General features: G+C 61.2%; 22 protein-coding genes. 16 read left to right on the top strand and 6 right to left on the bottom strand.

Going from position 1 to position 20527, the window contains the following annotated elements; translation table 11 throughout:
* Nucleotides 1-84: 84 nt before the first annotated feature.
* From ACSQ17_RS10535 to ACSQ17_RS10525, 3 genes are all read left to right on the top strand, one after another.
* Nucleotides 85-333, top strand: a complete 249-nt coding sequence (locus ACSQ17_RS10535; RefSeq protein ID WP_436068556.1) for a hypothetical protein — start codon at nt 85-87, stop codon at nt 331-333.
* Nucleotides 330-980, top strand: coding sequence for a hypothetical protein (locus tag ACSQ17_RS10530; protein ID WP_436068555.1), 651 nt, complete (start codon nt 330-332; stop codon nt 978-980). The genes ACSQ17_RS10535 and ACSQ17_RS10530 overlap by 4 nt, the downstream gene beginning before the upstream one ends.
* Nucleotides 981-1048: 68 nt before the next feature.
* Nucleotides 1049-1414, top strand: coding sequence for an HAD domain-containing protein (locus tag ACSQ17_RS10525; protein WP_436070458.1), 366 nt, complete (start codon nt 1049-1051; stop codon nt 1412-1414).
* A gap of 33 nt (nt 1415-1447) precedes the next feature.
* Here the strand turns inward: ACSQ17_RS10525 and ACSQ17_RS10520 are convergent, their stop codons facing one another.
* Entirely contained in the window at nt 1448-1741 is a 294-nt protein-coding gene (locus tag ACSQ17_RS10520) for a hypothetical protein (protein WP_436068554.1), read from the bottom strand.
* Nucleotides 1742-1775: 34 nt separating this feature from the next.
* Nucleotides 1776-1919 (bottom strand): hypothetical protein, encoded by a 144-nt coding sequence (locus ACSQ17_RS10515; protein ID WP_436068553.1) that lies wholly within the window; start codon nt 1917-1919, stop codon nt 1776-1778.
* A 546-nt stretch (nt 1920-2465) separates the two neighbouring features.
* Here ACSQ17_RS10515 and ACSQ17_RS10510 point away from each other — a divergent pair.
* Entirely contained in the window at nt 2466-4484 is a 2019-nt protein-coding gene (locus ACSQ17_RS10510) for an RNA-binding domain-containing protein (RefSeq protein WP_436068552.1), read from the top strand.
* A 78-nt stretch (nt 4485-4562) separates the two neighbouring features.
* Here ACSQ17_RS10510 and norR read toward each other — a convergent pair whose 3' ends face one another.
* Nucleotides 4563-6176: a nitric oxide reductase transcriptional regulator NorR gene (norR, locus tag ACSQ17_RS10505; protein WP_436068551.1), complete on the bottom strand. Its 1614-nt coding sequence runs from the start codon at nt 6174-6176 to the stop codon at nt 4563-4565.
* Between the two features lie 174 nt (nt 6177-6350).
* On the opposite strand from norR, the gene hmpA reads away from it, so the two are divergent.
* The 3 genes from hmpA to ACSQ17_RS10490 are packed head-to-tail and all read left to right on the top strand — an operon-like array spanning nt 6351 to nt 8993.
* The gene (hmpA, locus tag ACSQ17_RS10500) at nt 6351-7532 is read left to right on the top strand and encodes an NO-inducible flavohemoprotein (protein WP_436068550.1); all 1182 of its coding nucleotides are present in this window, start codon (nt 6351-6353) and stop codon (nt 7530-7532) included.
* Nucleotides 7533-7561: 29 nt separating this feature from the next.
* Nucleotides 7562-7816, top strand: coding sequence for a transmembrane sensor/regulator PpyR (locus ACSQ17_RS10495; protein WP_436068549.1), 255 nt, complete (start codon nt 7562-7564; stop codon nt 7814-7816).
* On the top strand, nt 7803-8993 hold the full coding sequence (locus ACSQ17_RS10490; protein WP_436068548.1) for an NnrS family protein: 1191 nt from the start codon (nt 7803-7805) through the stop codon (nt 8991-8993). Before ACSQ17_RS10495 ends, ACSQ17_RS10490 begins: the two co-directional genes overlap by 14 nt.
* A 119-nt stretch (nt 8994-9112) precedes the next feature.
* Here the strand turns inward: ACSQ17_RS10490 and ACSQ17_RS10485 are convergent, their stop codons facing one another.
* Together ACSQ17_RS10485 and ACSQ17_RS10480 are read right to left on the bottom strand one after the other, a co-directional pair.
* Nucleotides 9113-10336: a CaiB/BaiF CoA transferase family protein gene (locus tag ACSQ17_RS10485; RefSeq protein ID WP_436068547.1), complete on the bottom strand. Its 1224-nt coding sequence runs from the start codon at nt 10334-10336 to the stop codon at nt 9113-9115.
* 107 nt (nt 10337-10443) lie between these two features.
* Nucleotides 10444-11622, bottom strand: coding sequence for an acyl-CoA dehydrogenase (locus tag ACSQ17_RS10480; RefSeq protein ID WP_160014009.1), 1179 nt, complete (start codon nt 11620-11622; stop codon nt 10444-10446).
* Nucleotides 11623-11805: 183 nt separating this feature from the next.
* Between ACSQ17_RS10480 and ACSQ17_RS10475 the strand changes: the two genes are divergently transcribed.
* The 9 genes from ACSQ17_RS10475 (at nt 11806) to ACSQ17_RS10435 (ending at nt 20060) form a co-directional block, all read left to right on the top strand.
* Nucleotides 11806-12714, top strand: a complete 909-nt coding sequence (locus tag ACSQ17_RS10475) for a LysR family transcriptional regulator (RefSeq protein ID WP_436068546.1) — start codon at nt 11806-11808, stop codon at nt 12712-12714.
* A 556-nt stretch (nt 12715-13270) separates the two neighbouring features.
* The gene (locus tag ACSQ17_RS10470; protein ID WP_436068545.1) at nt 13271-14392 is read left to right on the top strand and encodes a Re/Si-specific NAD(P)(+) transhydrogenase subunit alpha; all 1122 of its coding nucleotides are present in this window, start codon (nt 13271-13273) and stop codon (nt 14390-14392) included.
* 14 nt (nt 14393-14406) lie between these two features.
* A complete protein-coding gene (locus ACSQ17_RS10465) occupies nt 14407-14724 on the top strand; it encodes an NAD(P) transhydrogenase subunit alpha (RefSeq protein ID WP_436068544.1) in 318 nt (105 codons plus the stop codon).
* Complete coding sequence (locus ACSQ17_RS10460; RefSeq protein WP_436068543.1) at nt 14724-16160, top strand: NAD(P)(+) transhydrogenase (Re/Si-specific) subunit beta; 1437 nt, start codon at nt 14724-14726, stop codon at nt 16158-16160. Before ACSQ17_RS10465 ends, ACSQ17_RS10460 begins: the two co-directional genes overlap by 1 nt.
* A gap of 449 nt (nt 16161-16609) precedes the next feature.
* The gene (locus ACSQ17_RS10455) at nt 16610-16825 is read left to right on the top strand and encodes a DUF1127 domain-containing protein (protein WP_436068542.1); all 216 of its coding nucleotides are present in this window, start codon (nt 16610-16612) and stop codon (nt 16823-16825) included.
* Nucleotides 16826-17090: 265 nt separating this feature from the next.
* Complete coding sequence (locus tag ACSQ17_RS10450) at nt 17091-17297, top strand: DUF1127 domain-containing protein (protein WP_436068541.1); 207 nt, start codon at nt 17091-17093, stop codon at nt 17295-17297.
* A gap of 76 nt (nt 17298-17373) precedes the next feature.
* Entirely contained in the window at nt 17374-17691 is a 318-nt protein-coding gene (locus ACSQ17_RS10445) for a DUF2388 domain-containing protein (RefSeq protein ID WP_436068540.1), read from the top strand.
* Nucleotides 17692-17790: 99 nt separating this feature from the next.
* Nucleotides 17791-18111: a DUF2388 domain-containing protein gene (locus tag ACSQ17_RS10440; protein ID WP_436068539.1), complete on the top strand. Its 321-nt coding sequence runs from the start codon at nt 17791-17793 to the stop codon at nt 18109-18111.
* Nucleotides 18112-18134: 23 nt separating this feature from the next.
* The gene (locus ACSQ17_RS10435) at nt 18135-20060 is read left to right on the top strand and encodes a DUF7844 domain-containing protein (RefSeq protein WP_436068538.1); all 1926 of its coding nucleotides are present in this window, start codon (nt 18135-18137) and stop codon (nt 20058-20060) included.
* A 44-nt stretch (nt 20061-20104) separates the two neighbouring features.
* Here ACSQ17_RS10435 and ACSQ17_RS10430 read toward each other — a convergent pair whose 3' ends face one another.
* Entirely contained in the window at nt 20105-20509 is a 405-nt protein-coding gene (locus tag ACSQ17_RS10430) for a GFA family protein (RefSeq protein WP_436068537.1), read from the bottom strand.
* Between the last annotated feature and the right edge of the window lie 18 nt (nt 20510-20527).

The following is a 20527-nucleotide window of genomic DNA, read 5'->3' as shown; positions in this document are numbered from 1 at the left end:
TGATCAGCCAGCCCCTACTGAGCCCGAGCAAATCCATGACCACCACCAAGACCGCGGCATGAGCCGCTGATGAGGTTACCTCCCATGACCCAACGCCTACTACCCGTCATCGACCTCAGCTACGGCGAGCAGGAAGTGCTGCAGCGCGTCCTGTCCGAGCCGCGAAAAATCGCCGACGCCCTGGCACCAGACGACGCCCGCGAGCATTCGCGGATCATCGGCGTGCTGGAGGAAGTCGCCCAGGCTTTCGCGGAGGTCTTTTTCCAGATGGTGGAAAACCTGCCCGAGCCTGAGCTCGAGCAGACTCAACAAGACCAAGGTATGAGCAGATGACCCCTGGTCTCCTCCAGCACCTCGACCAGGCGGATTCTGGCCTGTTCATCCACGCCCCGGAGGGCATCTGCCAGCGCCTGGCCGAGGTGCTGGGGGAGGCGGGAAAGCCTCTCGCCGTCCTGATCGAAACTGAAGACAACAAGCTTGCTATCGAGCAGCTGGCCGACCAACTGGCCGTTCCACCAGGACACACCATCGCCGCGACCCTGGAAGCTGCTAGCCGCCTGACCGGTGAGCAGATCTACATCCTGATCGATCACGCCGAGCGTCTCGAAAATGCCGAACTGACCTACGCCCTCAAAGCCGCCCGCGACGCCCTGGCCAGCTCCGAGCTTTCCGGCCTGAGACTGGCCCTTTTCAGCACCGACCGCGCCGCCCTGGAGCGCATGACGCGCCTGCAGGCCGCCGCCTTCCTATTTGCTCCGATCCTCGACTTGGAGTGCGCAGTCAGAGACGGCTTTCGCCAAGCCCTGGCCCGCGGCAAGGCCAAGCGAGCCGAGCTAGGTGTCGACGACAAGGATCTGACCGAGTTTGTCCGCCTCCAGGTCGAGAAAGGCCACTGGCCCGACGGCGATCTGCTGGAGGCCTTCCGCGCGTGGCGTGACCAGAAAAATACGTCGAACGCCGATCCGGGCTGCAGGCCGTGATCCTCTTCCTCGATATCGACGGGGTGCTGCACCCAGACCCTCCCCAAACCGATCAGCGCCTGCGCTAGCTGCCGCGGCTGGTCGAGATCCTGCGCGACTTCCCCCAGGCCGAGGTGGTGATCAGCTCGCTATGGCGCGAAACGCTCTCGTTCGACGAGCTGCGCGACCTATTCCCGGTCGATCTGCGCGAGTGGATTATCGGCGTGACGCCGATCGCCGAACGAATTGACGGCTGGCTACCCGCCCGCCGCGAGGGTGAGATCCTTGAATGGTTAGAGGCTGCAGGCCGGATCGACGAACCCTGGCTCGCCCTGGACGACCAGGGCTGGCAGTTCAACCAGCACAGGGATCGGCTGATTGAATGCGTCTTTTATGATGGACTGGATGATCGCATCGAGGCGCTGCTGCGCGCGAGACTGGCGGCCGGGAGATGAAAGACGTCGAATGTCTGATCCGGATTTTCCTGCTTACAGATCAACACCTTTGACTTTGAACATCGGACGCATACCGTCTATGAGTGCTACTGCCAGATCGCCCTCGACATCATAATCACCACCGAAGCGCGGGCCAGCAGAGGAACCAACACGGTAACCGTTGGACTCGCTCCAGTGTATGGCTATGACTGGGGTGCTATCCAAGACAGCACATACCGGCCAGGCACTCTTGTCGCTGACACCATTGGTGGGGTTGCAACCCGTCCAGGCTGCTTTCTCGCCATCGATGAACACGCTGACTATCTGTATGCCCTGGTCATTCTTCACTTCCAGCTTCCACTCCGACTGAGCGCCTTTCGGCTTAACCAGGTGCTTGTTCAAGTAGTCGGTAGCAACCGGCTCCCACTTGATTGATCTGGCTGGAGGAGAGCATGTCCGGGTGATCGCAACCCACCAAAGTCAGAGCCAGGCCCAGAACCGCCATCATTTTGTTGATCATCTTCATCTCAGGGCTTCTTTCCTTAGTCTGTGAATAACTCGTTGAAGACCGATCAGGCGTATGTCACGAAATTATCAATTTCATAATACTCGTAACATGCCTCAGCTTTGCCCGGGCTCCGGTACCTCAGCGAAGCTGGCCTATCTGATGGCCATAAGGATCATTCAGCAGCTCGCATTGTGTATGCCAGACTGTATGCCTATGACAATTCGAATAATTTATTTCCATATAAATCAATTGCTTGTATTTCTGGTTAGAGGCACGCCTGGGCCACATACTGGTTTCCATATGCACTGGAAACACCCTGAAAGCCCGCCTAGTGCGGGCTTTCTTGTTTTGTCTGTCTACTTCTATTCAAGTATGCCCGTTTGTATGCCAACGGAACTTTGAAAAAGTGTGGCGCCTCTCGAGATAAAGCATCAACGCCAATCTTTCGTCTCGATGAAAATTACAGCTGAGGCTGCAGGGGCAACCTGCGCGAAATACATTCGGCCAGGTTGAAGAGTTTATGCTCTGTTAGCCGCAGTCCTTTTAAGCAGGAATACTTCAGCAATGATCGACCTCCACTCCCCCTCCGACCTTGAACTCTTGCGTGAATCCATCGATCTCGAATGCAAGCTCGCGGCGGGGCGTGACGGTCAGGGTGCATTGCCGGAGGATTTCTGGCTGACCTATAGCGCTTTTGCCAATACCCAGGGCGGCGTGGTGTTACTCGGGGTGCGGGAGAAGAAAGGTCAGTTCCAGGTAGAAGGCATCGTCAACCCAGCCAAAGTGCGAAAGGAGCTGTTCGACAATCTCAATAACCGCAAGCAGGTTAGTGCCAACCTGCTGAGCGATGGCAACGTGCGCGAGGTCGAACTGGGCGGCCGCACTCTGCTGTTGGTGGATGTGCCTCGCGCCAATCGTAAACAGCGCCCGGTGTATCTGACGACCAATCCCTTCGGCCATATCTATCGCCGACTGAATGACGGTGACCGCCATGTATCCGATGAAGATGTAAAGCGGATGCTTGCCGAACAGGTGGAAGACAGTCGTGATGACCGTATTCTCAAGGGTTACCATCTTGACGACCTGTGTGGCGAGACCCTGCGTGCCTACCGTCAGGTATTTGCCAACCGTGATCCTGTGCATCCGTGGAACACGCTGGAGGATCAGGAGTTCTTGCGTCAGATTGGCGGCTGGCGTCGTGATCGTGAGAACGATACTGCAGGCCTTACTCTGGCGGGGTTGCTGATGTTCGGTTGGATGAGCACTATCCAGGAGGCGTTGCCCAACTACATGCTCGACTATCAGGAGCGACCGGAAGCACGTACCGAATTGCGTTGGGTGGATCGCGTCACCTTGGACGGCAAATGGTCGGGCAATCTGTTCGACTTCTACCGCAAGGTCTACCTCAAGCTCACGGCTGATCTGAAGGTGCCATTCAAGCTTGAGAAAGGCGAGCGTCAGGACGAGACGCCGGTACATGTAGCACTGCGCGAGGCGCTGGCCAATGTGCTGGTGCATGCGGACTATTCTGATCGCGCCTCGGTGCTGGTTGTCAAACGTCCGGACATGTTCGGGTTTCGTAATCCAGGGTTAATGCGCGTGCCACCTGAGGTGGCTATTCGCGGTGGTGAGCATGACTGCCGCAATCGCACACTGCACAAGATGTTCCGCTTCGTTGGTGTGGGTGAGCAGGCAGGTTCGGGGATTCCGAAAATTTATGCGGGCTGGAAAGACCGGCACTGGCGCACTCCTGCACTGTTCGAGCGTGCTGAGCCTTACAACCAGACATTGCTCGAGCTGCGTATGGTCGATCTGTTGCCGGCAGAAGTGCTCGCCGCTCTTCGATTGCAGTTCGGTATGGCCTTCGATCAGCTGTCCCACGATGAGCGTCTGACACTGGCAGCCGCTGCTTCCGAGCGGACCGTCAGCCATGCACGAATAATGGAAATGACAGGCATACAGTCGCTTGAGGCGTCCCGATTGCTGCAAGGGTTGGTGCGAACGGGGTTTCTGGAAAGCCACAATCCCGGTCGTGGTGCCGTTTATTGTTTGCCTGGTGCAGGTTTACCAACGCCGGAAGATGTGTTTGGCGGTGGCTCCGAATATCTGTCGGAGAGCTCCGAATATTTGACCGACAGCTCCGGACATTTGCTAGTTAGCTCCGGACATTTGGCCGGAAGCTCCGGACATTTGCTGGTCAGCTCCGGACATTTGCCAGAGAGCGGTGACAAAAGCTGTCAGCGCGATAGCCAGGGCCGCAGGCTTACAGAAAAATTGGATGCGCCTCTGATCGATGATCTTGCGCTGTTGAATGAGGACTTTCGTAGAGCCCTTGTCGAGAGTGCCTTGTTGGCTCGGGCTTATCGCAAGCTGGATGCCGATGAAATGCAGCGCGCGATCGTTGATGTCTGTCATGGTCATTACATAACTGGAACCTGTCTGGCCGAGTTGTTGAGCCGCAATGCTGACTCCCTGCGCAAACAGCACTTAAAGCAGTTGGTTCAAACCGGCCGTTTGCAACTGGCCTTCCCCACAACGCCCACGCATCAGATGCAGGCCTACAGAACAACGGAAAGTGAATAAGTCAGCAGTAAGCGATTTCTAGTTTTTGCTGTCGCACTCAATGCTCTTTCTGCACTGGCTGTAAGGGCTGGGAGTTGATCAAGTCGCCGTTGTATCGCGAGCACCATGGTCAGAGCCAAGACTTATTAACTCGGACGGTTTTTCCAAACCCAAGCGCTTGGCCAGGCGGATCAGGTTGGCGCGGTCGATGCCCAGCTCGCGGGCGGCGGCGGCCCATTTGTGTTGGTGGCGGTCGAGGGTCTGACTGATCAGCTGTTTCTGGTAGGCGTCGACGGCTTCGCGCAGGGGCAGGGCGTTGGCCTGTATGACCGGGTTGCTTGCCGGAGGCTGCGGCTCGGCGGCTTGCTGCTGCGGAAGGTCGAAGTGGGGGCTGTCGATGCTGAGGATGCGCGGGCGTTCGCTGCAGCTGGCCAGTGCCTTGAGCGCAGCGCGACCGATCAGGTGTTCGAGTTCGCGCACGTTGCCCGGCCAGCTGTACGCCAGCAGGCTGGTCTGGGCGTCGCTGGTCAGGCGCAGGCTGCGCAGCCCCAGGCGGGCGCGGTTTTCTTCGAGAAAGTAGCCGGCCAGCAGCAATATATCGCGGCCGCGCTCGCGCAGGGCCGGGACTTTCAGGGGATAAACGCTGAGGCGATGGTAGAGGTCGGCGCGAAAGCGCCCGGCGCGCACCTCCTCGGCCAGGTCGCGGTTGCTGGCGGCCAGCACGCGTACGTTGACCCGCTGTTCCTGGTCGGCGCCCACCCGTTGCAGCTGGCCGCTTTGCAGCACGCGCAGCAGCTTGGCTTGCGCGGGCAGCGGTAGTTCGCCGATTTCATCGAGAAACAGGCTGCCGCCGTCGGCCAGTTCGAACTTGCCACGGCGCTCGTTGTGCGCGCCAGTAAAGGCCCCGCGTACATGGCCGAACAATTCGCTTTCCACCAGGCTGTCGGGCAGTGCTGCGCAGTTGAGGCTGATCAGTGGTTTGGCCGCGCGTGGCGAGGCGGCGTGCAGGGCTTCGGCGACCAGCTCCTTGCCAACCCCGGTTTCACCGCTGATCAGCACGCTCAGCTCGCTGTTGCCGACCAGCGCAATCTCAGCTGCCAGGCGCTTGTGCACGGCGCTCTGGCCGATCAGTTCACGCGGGCGTTGCTGGCCGGCGGCCTGTTTGTAAGCCTCGGCCAACTGGTGCTGATCTTCGGCGTGTTGCAACAGCGCATTGATCCGTTCACTGGCCATCACGGTGGCGGCGGCCAGGCTGGCAAAGGCGTGCAGGTTGTCCAGATCAACCCGGCCGAAGCTCGCCGGATCGAGCGAGTCGAGGGTCAGCAGGCCCCAGGGCTGGTCCTGCACATACAGCGGGCAGCCCAGGCAGTCATGTACCGGCAGGTGGCCGCGATGGCCTTCGACCAGGCCGTCATAAGGGTCGGGCATTTCGCAGTCGGTGGCGAAGCGTGTCGGCCCGCGTTGTGCCAGCAGTGCCTGTAGGCGCGGCTGTTCGCTGAGTTTGAAGCGTCGGCCAAGGGTGTCGGCGCTCAGCCCTTCGACCGCCAGTGGGATCAGCACGTCGCCGTCGAGTTTAAGCAGCGCCACGGCGTCGCATGGCAGCAGTTGCCGCAGTGCCTGCAACAGGCGGCGATAGCGTTCGGCCTCCGGCAGTTCGCGGGACAGGTCGGCGACCAGGGGAATTAGTGCGGTAAGCAGTGGGTTTGCTGTCATAAGGACACGGTGGTTGTCATAAAGACTCAAATTCAACGCTGTCATAAAGACACGTATATTTCTAAGTATGTGATTTATATGAATAAATAAATTGGCACGCTTCCTGTAGTAGTCAGGGTGATATGAACCGAACCGCTGCGCAAGTGCAGCGTGTCGCCTGACGAGGAAGCCTGGATGTTGACCCCCGCACAAACTGCCCTGATCAAAGCCACCGTACCGCTGCTGGAAAGTGGTGGTGAAGCCCTGACTCGGCACTTCTATCAGATGATGCTCAGCGAGTACCCCGAGGTGCGCGCGTTGTTCAACCAGGCGCATCAGGCCAGTGGTGGCCAGCAACGTGCGCTGGCCAATGCGGTGCTGATGTATGCCCGGCATATCGACCGGCTTGATGCGCTGGGGCCTCTGGTCGGGCAGATCGTCAACAAGCATGTGTCGCTGCAGATCCTGCCCGAGCATTACCCGATTGTTGGCAGCTGCCTGCTGCGGGCGATTCGTGAAGTGCTGGGTGAAGAGATCGCCACCGATGCGGTGATCGAGGCCTGGGCCTTGGCTTACGGGCAGTTGGCGGACATCCTGATCGGTGCTGAAGAGGCGGCCTACAGCGCCAACGCCACTGCCGAGGGTGGTTGGCGCGGGGCGCGCAGTTTCCGTTTGAGCCGCAAGGTGCAGGAGAGCGAAGAGATTGTTTCGCTGTACCTGGTACCGGCCGATGGCGGTGCGCTGGTGGCCTTCCAGCCTGGCCAATATATCGGCATGCGCCTGCTGCTGGACGGCGGCGAGCAGCGCCGCAACTACTCGCTGTCGGCCCTGGGCAATGGCCGCGAGTACCGCATCAGCGTCAAGCGTGAGGTGGGCGGCAAGGTGTCCAATTACCTGCATGACCAGTTGCAGGTTGGCGATAGCCTGGAGCTGTTCGCTCCGGCCGGGGATTTTGTCCTGCGTGACTCAAACAAGCCGCTGGTGCTGATCAGCGCAGGCGTTGGCATCACCCCGGCCCTGAGCATGCTTGAAGCCGCACGTGACAGTGGCCGCGAGATCCACTTTATCCACTGCGCGCGACATGCTGGGGTGCATGCCTTCCGCGACTGGGTTGAGGCGCAGCGCAGCGAGCGTCCGCAACTACGCCATTACGTGTGCTACAGCGAACCGCGTGCGGGCGATGAGGCGGATGGCGAGGGCTTTCTCAGCCTGGAGCAGCTGGATCAATGGTTGCCTGAGCAGCGTGATCTGGATGCCTACTTCCTGGGCCCCAAGCCGTTTATGGCGCAGGTCAAACGGCATCTGCACAGCCTCGGGGTGCCGGCGGCGCAGAGTCATTACGAGTTCTTTGGTCCGGCCAGCGCGCTGGATAGTTAAACAGGGGCTTAGCAGCCTGGGAGGTGATTATGTTGGCGTATCTGTCCTGCCCCTTGCGGGCGCTGCAACTGGCCAATCGCATGTTGCTGGTTGGCGTGCTGCTGTTGCTCGGCGGTCTGCTTGGGGCTTACGGCCTGGAGGCGCAGTTGAGCATGGGCAGCCTGGTCACGGCGCATTCGTTGACCATCATCGGCCCCGGTCTGCTCAAGCTTGGTTATGTGCTGCGCCTGGCCGCGCAGCAGCATCTGCGTAAACAACAGGAGCCTTGCTGTGTTACTGCGTGATAGGCAGCGTGAGCTGAGCATTGCGCCGCTGTGGCGGCTGGGGTTTCGTCCGTTTTTTCTCGGCGGGGCGTTGTTTGCCCTGTTGGCAATTGGCCTGTGGGCGGCGGTGCTGTTGGGCTATCTGCCAGGTTGGCAGCCGTCGGGCGGCAGTCTGGCCTGGCACCGGCATGAGCTGCCGTTCGGTTTTGCCGGGGCGATCATTGCCGGCTTTCTGCTGACCGCCGTGCAGAACTGGACGGGCCGGCCGGGGCTGAGTGGTTGGCCGCTGGCGGGGTTGTTCGCGCTCTGGCTGCTGGCGCGGCTGGCCTGGCTGGTTGGGGTGCCACTGCCTGTGCTGCTGGTCTTGCAATTGCCGTTGTTGCCGCTGCTGGCACTGGTGCTTGGGCGACAGTTGTGGGTCGTGCGGCAATGGCGCAATTACCCGCTGGTGGTTGTGGTGCTGCTGATGGCGGCCTGTGAGTGGTTGCTGCTGTATGGCCTGTGGCGTGGCGATGATGAATTGCAACGGCGCGGGGCGCTGGCCGGCTTGTGGCTGATCGCCGCGCTGGTGAGCATTATCGGCGGGCGGGTGATTCCGTTTTTCACCCAGCGCGGCCTCAACCAGCTTGCGCCTGCTAGCCCAAGACCGCGGCTGGATGTGCTGGTGCTCGTGCTGTCTCTGAGTCTGGCGCTGCTGTTTGCCAGTGGCCTGGCCTTGCAGCCATCGATATGGATGTTGCCGCTGTTGCTGGCCCTGGCTGCGCTGCACGGTTTGCGTCTGTGGCACTGGTACAACGTCGGGATCTGGCGCGTGCCGCTGCTCTGGTCATTGCACCTGGCCTACGCCTGGCTGCCGCTGGCGCTGCTGGCTCTGGCGGCCTGGCATGCGGGCTGGTTGAGCAATGCCAGCCTGGCCTATCACGCGCTGGCGCTGGGTACGGTCGGCGGGGCGATTCTGGCGATGCTCGCGCGGGTCAGCCTGGGCCATACCGGGCGGCCGTTGCAGCCACCTGCGGTGATGGGCTGGGCGTTTGCCTGCCTGCAACTGGCCGTTGTGGCGCGGGTGCTGCTGGTGCCGTTTGCCCCGGCCAGCGGACTGGGTTTGTCCAGCCTGTTGTGGATCGCGGCCTTTGCCCTGTTCGTGCGCCACTATGCGGTGATGTTCTGCACAGCGCGGGTGGATGGGCAGCCGGGCTAACGTTTTGCCGGTGGCAGGGGCTTTAACCGCGAAGGGCTGAAGGCGCTGAACGCATCGCGGCTAAAGCCCCTCCCACGCATAGCTGATTCGACCGGCAGTGCGGTGCTTTTGCATCGGGCTCAGAGTACGCCCGCCTCGCGCAGCGCGCTGATCTGTTCAGCACTCAACCCCAGATGGCGGCTCAGCACTTGCTCGGTATGTTCGCCGAGCAGCGGTGGCGCGTTGCGGTACTCCACCGGGGTTTCCGATAGGCGCAGCGGGCTGGCCACTTGCGGGGTGGTGCTGCCCAGGCTGTTGGGCAGGTCGATACGTAGGCCACGCGCCTGTACCTGTGGGTCGGCGAATACCTGGGCCAGGTCGTTGATCGGCCCGCAGGGTACGCCGGCGGCTTCCAGCAGCGTCACCCATTCGGCGGTGGTCTTGAACACCGTGGCCTGGCGCAGCAGGGGGATCAGCTCGGCGCGATGCGCGACGCGGGCCTTGTTGCTGGCAAAACGCGGGTCGTCGGCTAGTGCCACGCAGCCTGCGACCTCGCACAGTTTGCGGAACTGGCCGTCGTTGCCCACGGCGATAATGAAGTTGCCATCGGCCGAGGGGAAATCCTGGTAGGGCACGATATTCGGGTGGGCGTTGCCCAGGCGTTTGGGCGAGATACCGGTGTTCAGGTAGTTCATCGCCTGGTTGGCCAGGCAGGCCACCTGCACGTCGAGCAGCGCTACATCGATATGCTGGCCGAGACCGGACTGTTCACGCTGGTTGAGCGCGGCCAACACGCCGACTGTGGCGTACAGACCGGTGAGAATGTCGGTGAGGGCGACGCCAACTTTCACCGGGCCAGCACCCTCCTCGCCGTCGGGCTTGCCGGTCAGGCTCATCAGCCCGCCGAGGCCCTGGATCATAAAGTCGTAGCCGGCGCGTTTGGCGTAGGGGCCATCCTGACCGAAGCCGGTGATCGAGCAATAGATCAGCCGTGGATTGATGGCTTTCAGTGATGCGTAGTCGAGGCCGTAGGCGCTCAGGCCGCCGACCTTGAAGTTTTCCAGCAGCACGTCGCACTGCGCGACCAACTCACGAACCAGCCGCTGACCTTCGGGCTGGGTGAAATCCAGGGTCACTGATTGCTTGTTGCGGTTGGCGCTCTGGAAATAGGCTGCCTCGCGCGAGTCGTTGCCCTCGGCGTCCTTCACGTAGGGCGGGCCCCAGTGACGGGTATCGTCGCCTGTGCCGGGGCGCTCGACCTTGATCACCTCGGCACCCAGGTCACCGAGAATCTGCCCGGCCCAGGGCCCGGCCAGTACGCGGGACAGATCGAGAACGCGGATATGCGACAGTGCGCCGGGCATGGGAAACCTCACGGAAGAGAAACGTAGGATGGGTTGAGCGTAGCGATACCCATCGAGTCGAGTGATGGGTTACGCCGCTGCGCGGCTAACCCATCCTACGAAGCGTGTCAGAAGAACGCTTGAAGGCCGGTCTGCGCACGACCCAAGATCAGCGCGTGGACGTCGTGGGTGCCTTCATAGGTGTTGACCACTTCCAGGTTGACCAGGTGGCGGGCCACACCGTACTCGTCACTGATGCCGTTGCCGCCGAGCATGTCGCGGGCCATACGGGCGATGTCCAGAGACTTGCCGCAGCTGTTGCGCTTCATCATCGAGGTGATTTCCACCGCAGCGGTGCCTTCGTCCTTCATCCGGCCCAGGCGCAGGCAGCCTTGCAGGGCCATGGTGATCTCGGTCTGCATGTCGGCGAGCTTTTTCTGGATCAGTTGGGTCTGCGCCAATGGGCGACCAAACTGTTTGCGATCCAGGGTGTACTGCCGCGCGGTGTGCCAGCAGAACTCGGCCGCACCCAGCGCGCCCCAGCTGATGCCGTAGCGGGCGGAGTTGAGGCAGGTGAACGGGCCTTTCAGACCGCGCACGTCAGGGAAGGCGTTTTCTTCCGGGCAGAATACGTTGTCCATGACGATTTCACCGGTGATCGACGCACGCAGGCCGACCTTGCCGTGAATCGCCGGGGTGCTCAGGCCCTGCCAGCCTTTTTCCAGGACAAAGCCGCGGATTTCGCCGGCGTCATCCTTGGCCCAGACCACAAACACGTCAGCGATTGGCGAGTTGGTGATCCACATCTTCGCGCCGGTCAGGCGGTAACCGCCGTCGACCTTCTTCGCGCGGGTGATCATCGAGCCTGGGTCGGAGCCATGGTCCGGCTCCGTCAGGCCGAAGCAGCCGATATATTCGCCGCTGGCCAGCTTGGGCAGGTACTTCTGCTTGGTCGCTTCGTTGCCGAATTCGAAGATCGGCACCATGACCAGGGAGGACTGCACGCTCATCATCGAGCGGTAGCCGGAGTCGATGCGCTCCACTTCACGGGCAATCAGGCCGTAGCACACGTAGTTCAGGCCGCTGCCGCCGTATTCGGCGGGGATGGTGGCGCCGAGCAGGCCAGTGTCGCCCATCTCACGGAAGATTTTCGGGTCCGTCTGCTCATGGCGGAAGGCTTCCAGTACGCGCGGGGCCAGCTTGTCGGCGGCGAACTGCTGGGCGCTGTCGCGCACCATGCGTTCTTCTTCGGTCAGTTGCTGGTCGAGCAGCAGCGGGTCGATCCAGTTAAAGCTTGCCTTGGCCATGTGGGAAACCTCGAATCAGGACAATAAAGGTGCGGGGATAATCACCCGCGAAGCGTGGGATTGATCCTAGGCGGCTTCTGGCAGGCAGGCAAACGAGTAATGTGCACGCAATTGTGCGTATTGCTCACTTCGAGATAGGCTTATTTGGCAGTTTTTGCTCAATAAAGTGAGGGTGATGCACAATTGCGCCGCAAGATTCCCAGCACCGCCGCGCTGATCGCTTTCGAGTCGGCGGCGCGTCACCAGAGTTTTACCAAGGCCGCCGAGGAGCTGGCGCTGACCCAGGGTGCGGTCTGCCGGCAGATCGCCGGGCTGGAGGCCTTCCTTAATATTGAGCTGTTTCGCCGCTCAAGGCGTGGGGTAAAGCTGACCGAGGCCGGTCAGTCCTATGCGCGGCGGGTGGCCGGCCAGCTCGATGCAGTAGAGCGCGACACCCTGGCGGTGATGGGCCAGCAAGGCGCGATGAGCATCGAGTTGGCGGTGGTGCCGACCTTCGGCACACAGTGGTTGCTGCCCAGATTGAAGGACTTTCAGCGTTTGCACCCGCAGATCACGGTCAACCTGACCAACCGCACCCGGCCCTTTCTGTTTGCCGACACTGAGTTCGACGCAGCGGTGTACTTCGGCGATGGCGACTGGTCCGGTACCCAAGCGCACCTGCTGATGCGCGAAAACCCGATGCCGGTGTGCAGCCCGGCGCTGCTTGGTGGGCAGACGCAATTGAGCGCCGAGCAGATCGCCAGCCTGCCGCTGTTGCAGCAGACCACACGGCCCTATGCCTGGCGCCAGTGGTTCAACGCCCAGGGCCTGAACAGCCCGCGGGATATGAGCGGGCCGCGCTATGAGCTGTTCTCCATGCTGGCCCAGGCGGCCATGCATGAGATGGGTGTGGCGCTGATTCCGCCGTTTCTGATCCGCCGCGAACTGGATGAGGGGCGGCTGGTGATTGCCGCGCCGCTGAGCCTATCGAGCGACAAGGCGTATTACCTGATGATCCCCGAACGCAAACTGGAATCGGCAGCGCTGTTGCTGTTGCGCGACTGGCTGGTGCGTGAGGCCCATGCCTATGCCCTGGCCCATGGCTTGAAATAGACAACAGCCTGTCAGGTTGTTGGCGAAAAAGGCCGTCAACGCTTCGGCGGCAATCCGTCGGAAATTGCTTTACCTCGCCATACAGGCCGCCTAGAGTGCGCGCCAGATCAATGTTGACCCCGTAGTCAGCTATCTCAGTGGCTACACTTGTACACTCCACAGTACGTCCAAGGTGTTGCATTTTTTGCACACAAAAACGTCTGTAGCCCTCTGAAACAGTGGCTCTACCGATTTATCGGGCACATCGCCGTTGATCTGATGGCGCTGTATTTGCGCCAAGAATGTATTAACCCCACTTTGTATCGGCCGATTGGCTATAAGCCTTGTTCCACAAGGCTTTGCGGGTTTTTGCCGGTTGCAAGGTCATGCAGTGACTTGTAGTTATCGCAAGGTTTTACTTCATAACGCCTTGAAGGCTATGCCCTTCGCCTGCAAAATGCCGCGCCCCGCTTGTGTCTGTGTTGTCTGCAGGTTGGGATTGTGCTGATCCTCCCCATTGCCCGCGTGCCACCCGCAGTGCGCCGGTTCACTAAAAAGATCACGCAGGAGAATTGAAGTGCACATCGGTGTTCCTCTCGAAACCCATGCTGGTGAGACGCGCGTTGCCGCAACTCCCGAAACCATCAAGAAGCTGATCGGCCAGGGCCATCAGGTGACTGTACAGACCGGTGCTGGCGTGAGCGCGAGCATTCCGGACAGCGCCTATGAAGCTGTCGGTGCCGCCATTGGCAACGATTCAGCAGCCTTCGGTGCCGATCTGGTGCTGAAAGTGGTCGCCCCGACTGATGCCGAGCTGGCTCACATGAAAGCCGGTGCCGTGCTGGTTGGCATGCTCAACCCGTTCAGCAACGAGACCATCGCGCGCATCAACGCCCGTGGCGTTACCGCCTTTGCCCTGGAAGCTGCACCGCGTACTTCCCGCGCGCAGAGCCTGGACGTGCTGAGTTCGCAAGCCAACATCGCCGGCTATAAAGCCGTGCTGCTGGCCGCGCACCACTATCCGCGCTTTATGCCGATGCTGATGACTGCTGCCGGTACCGTGAAGGCCGCGCGTATTCTGATTCTCGGTGCCGGTGTCGCCGGTCTGCAAGCCATCGCCACGGCCAAGCGCCTGGGTGCGGTGATCGAGGCTTCGGACGTGCGTCCGGCCGTGAAGGAGCAGATCGAGTCGCTCGGCGCCAAGTTCGTCGACGTGCCGTTCGAGACCGATGAAGAGCGTGAGTGCGCCCAGGGCGTGGGTGGTTATGCCCGTCCGATGCCGGCTTCGTGGATGGAGCGTCAGGCCAAGGCGGTGCATGAACGCGCCAAGCAGGCTGACATCGTCATCACCACCGCACTGATTCCGGGTCGCAAGGCGCCGACTCTGCTGCATGAGGCGACAGTCGCCGAAATGAAGCCGGGCTCGGTGATCATCGACCTGGCGGCGGCGCAAGGCGGCAACTGCCCGCTGACTGAAGCCGAGCAGGTCGTGGTCAAGCATGGCGTGACCATCGTCGGCCACAGCAACCTGGCGGCCATGGTGCCGGCGGATGCTTCGGCACTGTACGCACGCAACCTGCTGGACTTCCTCAAGCTGGTCATCGACGGCGAAGGCAAGTTCCACCTCAACCTTGAAGACGACATCGTCGCCGCGTGCCTGATGTGCCGCGATGGCAACGTCGTGCGCACTAACGGCTAAGGGGAGCACCACTCATGGATATGATTTCCGACGGCATCTACAACCTGATCATCTTCGCGCTGGCCATCTACGTGGGTTACCACGTGGTATGGAACGTGACCCCGGCTCTGCACACCCCGCTGATGGCCGTGACCAACGCGATTTCCGCGATCGTCATCGTCGGCGCCATGCTGGCTGCCGCCCTGACCGTGACCCCGCTGGGCAAGGCCATGGGCACCCTGGCTGTGGCTCTGGCTGCGGTCAACGTGTTCGGTGGCTTCCTGGTCACCCGACGCATGCTGGAAATGTTCAAGAAGAAAGCGCCTAAAGCCGCTGCAGTGGAGAAACATTGATGAGCATGAATCTGATCACTGTTCTCTACCTCGTCGCCTCGATCTGCTTTATCCAGGCGCTCAAGGGCCTGTCGCACCCGACCACGTCGCGTCGCGGCAACCTATTCGGCATGATCGGTATGGGCATTGCGGTGCTCACCACCGTTGGCCTGATCTACAAGCTGGGCGCTGAACTCGCTACCCAAGGCATCGGCTATGTCATCGTCGGCCTGCTGGTCGGCGGCACTGCCGGCTCGATCATGGCCAAGCGCGTCGAAATGACCAAGATGCCGGAACTGGTCGCCTTCATGCACAGCATGATCGGCCTGGCTGCGGTATTCATTGCCATTGCCGCTGTGGTTGAGCCGCAATCGCTGGGCATTGTGGCTGCACTGGGCGACGCCATTCCGGTGGCCAACCGTGTTGAGCTGTTCCTCGGCTCGGCCATCGGCGCAATCACCTTCTCCGGTTCGGTCATCGCCTTCGGCAAGCTGTCGGGCAAGTACAAGTTCCGCCTGTTCCAGGGCGCGCCTGTGCAGTTCAAGGGGCAGCACATGCTGAACCTGGTATTTGGTCTGGCCATCATCGGCCTGGGCATTTACTACAGCGTGACGGGCGACGTACGTGCCTTCGCGGCGCTGACCGTGCTGGCGTTCATCATCGGCGTGCTGATCATCATCCCGATCGGTGGCGCGGACATGCCGGTGGTGGTGTCGATGCTCAACAGCTACTCGGGTTGGGCGGCGGCCGGTATCGGTTTCTCGCTGAACAACTCGATGCTGATCATCGCCGGTTCCCTGGTGGGTTCGAGCGGCGCGATCCTCTCGTACATCATGTGCAAGGCGATGAACCGTTCGTTCTTCAACGTGATCCTCGGTGGTTTCGGTGGTGCGGCTGAAGAAGCCGGCCCTGCGGGTGCCAAGGAAGCTCGCCCGGTGAAATCCGGTTCGAGCGACGACGCGGCCTTCCTGCTGACCAACGCCGACACCGTGATCATCGTTCCGGGCTACGGCCTGGCGGTTGCCCGTGCCCAGCACGCACTGATGGAGCTGGCCGAGAAGCTGACCCATCGCGGCGTGACCGTGAAGTACGCGATCCACCCGGTTGCCGGTCGTATGCCTGGGCACATGAACGTCCTGCTGGCCGAGGCTGAAGTGCCTTACGAGCAGGTGTTCGAGATGGAAGACATCAACTCCGAGTTCGGCCAGGCCGACGTGGTGCTGGTGCTGGGCGCCAACGACGTGGTCAACCCGGCCGCGAAGAACGATCCGAAGTCGCCGATCGCCGGCATGCCGATCCTCGAGGCCTACAAAGCCAAGACCGTGATCGTCAACAAGCGCTCGATGGCCAGCGGCTACGCCGGCCTGGACAACGAACTGTTCTACCTGGACAAGACCATGATGGTCTTCGGCGACGCCAAGAAAGTCATCGAAGACATGGTTAAAGCAGTCGACTAAAACTCACTGCTGCGCTGTCGAAAAGCCCGGCCTTGTGCCGGGCTTTTTTGTGCCTGTGGTACTTGCGCAGGGTGTTGTGACGATGCGGATATTGGGCCGGCCTGGCGGCCATACACTTTCTGTCTAGGTGATCAGAAAAGCCGGTTTTTCGGTTAAAAATCTGAAAAACAGGTCAACTGTAATAGAAGTGCAATTTGAAACTGTACCTATATAAATTCACTGCGCTGAAAGGTTTAAGCAGAACTTTAAACTGCAATATGCACTTATGCAGTGCTAAAGCACTTATGGCCAGTACAGTTGAGTGCAAAACCAACAAGACAGTTACAAAGCAAACTATCTATTTGTGCTGCAATTTCGTCCAGCTGTGGCTACTGCGCAGTGGGGGCAACGGCAATAATTCTCCCATCGCAACACACCACTGACCCGCCACAAGCGGAAGGATGATCACCATGGAACGTACCCTCAGTTCCGACCTGTTTTTCGACCACAGCCAAGCCACCGGCTCCAGCGCTTTGCCGCTGCGTATCTTCACCACTGCTCTGCAATGGCAGCGCCGCATCATCAGCCGCCGCCAACTGGCTCGCCTTGACGCCCGCCTGCTTGCCGATGCTGGCATCAGCGAAGCCCAGCGTCATGCCGAACTGAGCAAGCCCTTCTGGCGTTAAGCGCCACCAGGCACCGACTTCTGCTCCTCCCTTAATGGGATTTTTGAAAGCTCCAGCGCCCTGCGTGTTGGGGCTTTCTTTTTATCTGCCGGCGTTTAATTCCGGCGCAGGCCGTGGCCTGAACAGTCTGCCGAGCTTGAGGCCAGTACAGTTTGGTCAGAACCTGAACTGCACCATAACAATGCCGCGATGCTGTCTCTGCCCGCTTTATCTGGCGACGCGCACCATAGGCTGCCCTCTCCCGTCTCTGACAAGGAAATGCGCCATGGAACGTACGCTTAAACGCCAACCGCCTTCGACCGTGCAGGTGACTCGCCCATTCTGGTTACGCGCCTATGCTGCGCTGTGCAGTTGGCAGCGTAACCAGCGCACGCGCAAGCAACTGGCCTGCCTGGACAGCCGCCAGCTGGCCGATGCCGGGATCAGCGAAGCCCAGCGCCAGATTGAATTGGACAAACCCTTCTGGCGTTGAGTGCAGGCAACCATCCGCCCTGGCTGAGGTCTACACTCAACCCAGCCTGTCTGCTGGGTTTTTCAGGAGGTTGCACATGAACACGATCCGTACACTCAGTCTGGCCACACTGCTGGCGTTGGCCGGCACCGCCAGCGCCACCAGCTTTGTGGTGACCACCGATGCCGTCGTCGGCTCGCTCGGCGCTACTTCGGAAGCGACGTCGAGGGTCTCCTCGACTTTTGGTGATGACAAGGTGGTGCTGGCTGCCCGTGATGATGCCGCCGCCTTTGTTGCCAGCCAGGGCAGCATCCGTGGCGTGCAGCTGGAAGCTGCGTTGCAGCATATGCGTCAGCAGACCCCAGGGTTGCCGGGCGATGACATGCAACTGGCGAGCGCCATACTCAGCCTGTGACCGATGCGGTGTGTGCCTGAACGGCGGCATGGAACTGCGCGTTAGAATGCCCGTCCAAGGCAACCCGTCATGGGTTGATGGCTGATTCTGGAGATTCCTATGCACCCTGTCTTGCTCAGTGCCGTAGCCGCCGTTGCCCTGCTCAGTGCGACGGCCCAGGCACAAACCCTGGTTGCGACCAGCAATATCATCGTGCGTGCGTTGGATCGCACCCTCGATTTCACCTCGGATACCACCACGTCCATCCGCGACATGAAAGTGGTGCGTGCTGCCCGCGATGACGCTGCCAGCTTTGTCGCCAGCGCTGGCAAGATCCGTGGTGCGCAGCTGGAAGCCGCTATCGGCACCCTCCGCAGTCAAGTGCCTGAGGCGCAAGGCGCTTCCGACCTGGTATTGGCTGAAGCCATTCTCGCCCTGTGAGTCGGCCACGGGCCTGGCTGCTGATGCTGGCGTTATTGGCCAGCAGCTGCAGCCAGGCAGAATTGCGCCTGCAGTTGCACGACGAAGGGCTTAGCCCTGGCGAGCAACAGGCCAGTCAGCAGCTGCTGCAGGAAGCGCTACAGGCCCTGCCACCGCAGTTCAGGCAACAGCTTGATCGGCGCGTCAGTGTGCGCTGGGGCGACCTGCCGGCCGAGGTGTATGGGCGTGCCGGACGTTACAGCGGGATCGAATTAAATACCGCGTTGTTGCCCGCCCTCAGCGATGGCAGCAGCGCCACCCGCCAGACGTCCTGGCCCCATGGCAGCGAACGCCGCGAACTGCTGGCGACGGTGCTGCACGAGCTCACTCACCTGTATGACCGCGCCCAACTCTGGCCGCAGGCCGAGCGGCAGCTGCAACGCCAGTGCCGTCAGCGCGAGCAGAGTTTGGGCGCGGTTGGTTTGCCCGAGCATTGCCGCGGCCAGACGGCGCGGCGCTTCACCCTGAGCGATGATCCGCAACTGCTCGACCTGGCCGGCTGGCCACAGCAGGTCGGCCGGCGTGGTGCGCGCGAGCACGACAATCATCAGGTCGCGCGCAGTCCTGACAGCTACGAGCTGAGTAATCCGCGCGAGTTTCTCGCGGTGAATATGGAGTACTTCCTTCTCGACCCCAGCTACGCCTGTCGACGGCCGTTGTTGGCGCGTTATCTGAGTGCGCATTTCGCCTGGACGCCCAGCAACCAGGAGCCTTGTGCAGAGGGGCTGGCCTACCTGAATGCCGGGCGCGATTTTGCCCGCCAGCCACTGGGCCGCATTGATCCGCAGCGGGTCTATCAGGTGGATTACCTGCTGGCCGAGGCCAACAACGAGCTGGCCAGCCGCTGGGGGCACAGCATGCTGCGTCTGGTGATCTGTGCGCCCGACCGGCCATTGGGGCCTGATTGCCGGCTGGATCTGCAAGAGCACCTGGTGCTCTCTTACCGGGCTTTTGTTGGCGACGTGCAGCTGTCCAGCTGGGATGGTCTGACCGGTGCCTACCCTTCGCGGTTGTTCGTGTTGCCACTGGAGCAGGTGATCGAGGAATACACCAAGGTGGAGCTGCGTAGCCTGGCCTCGGTGCCGCTCAAGCTGGAGCGCGCGCAGCTGGAGCAACTGGTGACCCGCGCCGCTGAGCAGCACTGGAGCTATGACGGCGATTACTGGTTCCTTTCCAACAACTGCGCGGTGGAAACCCTCAAATTGTTGCGTAGCGGCAGCCAGCACCCGCGCTTGCAGGCCCTCGACAGCATCATGCCCAACGGCCTGCTCGATACCCTGGTGGCCCGTGGTCTGGCCGACCGCAGCGTACTGGCGGATGACGCCGAAGCGTTGCGCCTGGGCTATCGCTTCGACTCGTTCCGTGAGCGTTACCAGGCCATGTTTAGCGTGCTGCAGGCGCAGCTGCCGATTGAACAGACGCAAGTCGAGGACTGGCTGGGCGTATCGGCGGAGCAGCGTCAGCCCTGGTTTGCTCGCGCCGATCTGCGCACCAGTGCGGCTCTGCTGCTGCTCGAGCAGGCGGCACTGCGTCGGCAACTGCTATTGGCCCAGGATGAGCTAAAACGCCGCTACCTGATGGGGCGTGAGGACGTTGATCCCACGGTAAACAAGGCCGGTGGCGCGTTGCAGCACATCCTCGCCAGCAGCGGCTTTCTCAGCCGCCCGGCGGAATTGCTGGAAGGCGGCTATGGCTTGCCCCAGCGTGCCGAATGGCAGCGTCTGGAGCGCGAAAGCCAGGCGCGGCAACAGCAACTGCGCCAGCTCAGTGACGACCTCGATCAGGAAGTACGTCGCCTGCTGGAGCCGGCGCGCCTGGCCGAATTGCAGGCCATTGAAGCCAACCTGACGCAACTCGGCGAACACCTGCGCGCGCTGCATAAGGCGGGTGGTGGCTTGATGTTGCCGTAGCCTGGATTGCATTCGGGCTAACCAGAGCATGAAGCCTGCACTTCCTACGGGATATGTTCCTGCTGTTCGTGCGGCAAATGTTCGTCCAGGTGCAGCCAGGGCAGGCGACTCTGCACCCAGATATGTCGATCCGCCGGGGCCAATTCGGGCTGGTCGAGGGTGGCGATGGTGATATCCAGGCTGTGCGGGCTGAGGCGGGTGAACAGCGTCAGCTGCGCCCCGCAGGTTGGGCAGAAGCTGCGTGTGCACGTGGCTGACGAGGCATATTCGCGGGGTGTGCCGGCCAGCCAGCGAAAGCTCGCCAGCGGTACGGTGATCCAGGTGGTGACGATGCCACCGCTGCTGCGCCGACAAGTCGAGCAATGGCAGTGGGCGATGTCCTGCAACGGTGCGGTGAATTCATAGCGCAAGCCTCCGCACAGGCAGCCGCCTTGATGGTTTTCGCTCATTAGCTTTTCTCGACGAGA

It is taken from the genome of Pseudomonas sp. LjRoot71, from assembly GCF_964253255.1.
Classification (GTDB): Bacteria; Pseudomonadota; Gammaproteobacteria; order Pseudomonadales; family Pseudomonadaceae; genus Aquipseudomonas.
The sequence above is the reverse complement of the archived record's forward strand: the minus strand, read 5'-3'. Positions and strand labels throughout refer to the sequence as shown.